At 41.5% G+C, this 1,438-nt stretch carries 2 protein-coding genes and 1 pseudogene; all 3 read left to right on the top strand.

Features of this window, described 5'->3' with window-relative positions:
- A partial coding sequence (locus KPL72_RS21035) for a helix-turn-helix domain-containing protein (protein WP_219704352.1) occupies positions 1–577 on the top strand: 577 nt, incomplete at its 5' end.
- 53 nt (positions 578–630) lie between these two features.
- Positions 631–843, top strand: a complete 213-nt coding sequence (locus KPL72_RS21550; RefSeq protein ID WP_219704351.1) for an IS3 family transposase — start codon at positions 631–633, stop codon at positions 841–843.
- Positions 830–1,408: pseudogene (locus tag KPL72_RS21025) on the top strand (IS3 family transposase); the annotation flags it as partial. The gene KPL72_RS21550 and the pseudogene KPL72_RS21025, both read left to right, overlap by 14 nt.
- Positions 1,409–1,438 lie beyond the last annotated feature (30 nt).

The raw sequence follows: 1,438 nt of genomic DNA, 5'->3' as shown, positions 1-1,438 counted from the left end.
TGAAGTGACCCCCAATAGTTGGACAACCAATATTGGGGGTTCTTTTTTTATGTCAAAGTACAGTCGCACTTTTAAAATTGCATTAGCTCAACAATGTCTTGATGGTATTTCATCACCAAGGGTTCTTGGAAAACAGCTATCCATTCCATATAGTCATATTCGCTATTGGAGCAAGGTCTATAGCTTCAATGGTGAAGAATCGTTTCTACCGCCAAAATTTCCTCGTACCGCTAAAAATAAGGCTGATATCCTTAAAAGAATGTGGTCAGAAAATTGGTCATTAACTTACACAAGTGCCTTTTATAATCTCCCCTCTCCCGGTACGCTTTCGGTGTGGCTACGTGAGTTTGACGAATCAGGACTCCAAGGTCTTCAACCTAAGCAGCGAGGGCGCCCTTCCATGAAAAAACAGAGCCAAGAATCAAACGATAAATCTATTGATGAAATGACATTAGAAGAGCTTCGTGACGAGTTGGAATATCGTCGGACAGAGGTTGCTGTTCTAAAAAAGTTAGAAGCCTTGGACGAGATGAAACGCCAACAAACCAAGAAAAAGCGTCAATCGTCCAAGGGTTAAGAGGTCGGTTTAAGTTATCGAATTTACTTCGATCGTTGTCACTGCCGAGAAGTGTGTTTTATTACCATTGCCAACGATTAACACAGCCAGATCAGTACGCAGAAGCGAAGGAAAAGATACAAGAGATCTTCCATGAGCATAGAGGCCGTTATGGTTATCGACGCATCACCTCTGAGCTTAGTAAAGCCAAAATAGGACTGAATCATAAAACAGTGCAAAAACTGATGAGATTATTGGGGCTTAAATCTAAGGTACGANNNACCTAAACGCTATCGCTCTTATCGAGGCGAAATAGGACGTATAGCGGACAATCTCTTATGCCGAAATTTTAAAGCGGACAGACCGAATGAGAAATGGGTCACCGACGTGACAGAGTTTAATATTAAAGGACAAAAAGTATACTTGTCTCCCGTGATTGATCTGTTTAATCAAGAAGTGATTGCTTACCAAATTAAAAAGACAGCGCATTTACCGCTCGTGACTGACATGCTAAAAGAGGCTGTGAATGTTCTGAAAGAAGTAGAGGCTCCGATCTTACACAGTGATCAAGGTTGGCAGTACCAGCAAAAGCAAACGCGAGTTATCTTGAAAAAGCATGGACTACAGCAAAGTATGTCGCGAAAAGGGAATTGTTTGGACAATGCTGTCGCTGAGAACTTTTTTGCCTTACTAAAAACGGAAATGTTCCATGGCGAAACCTTCGAGGATGCAGATGATCTGATCCAAGAACTTGAAGAGTATATTGATTACTACAATACGAAACGGATAAAAATGGGGTTAAATGGCCTGACTCCGGTAGAGTACCGAAATCAGGCATTGTTAGCCGGTTAATAAAGTGTCCAACTTTATGGGGTCACTTCA

This window comes from Marinomonas lutimaris, assembly GCF_019426345.1.
GTDB classification, from domain to species: Bacteria; Pseudomonadota; Gammaproteobacteria; order Pseudomonadales; family Marinomonadaceae; genus Marinomonas; species Marinomonas lutimaris.
Note: the sequence above shows the minus strand (reverse complement) of the source record. Positions and strands in the feature narration are given on the sequence as shown.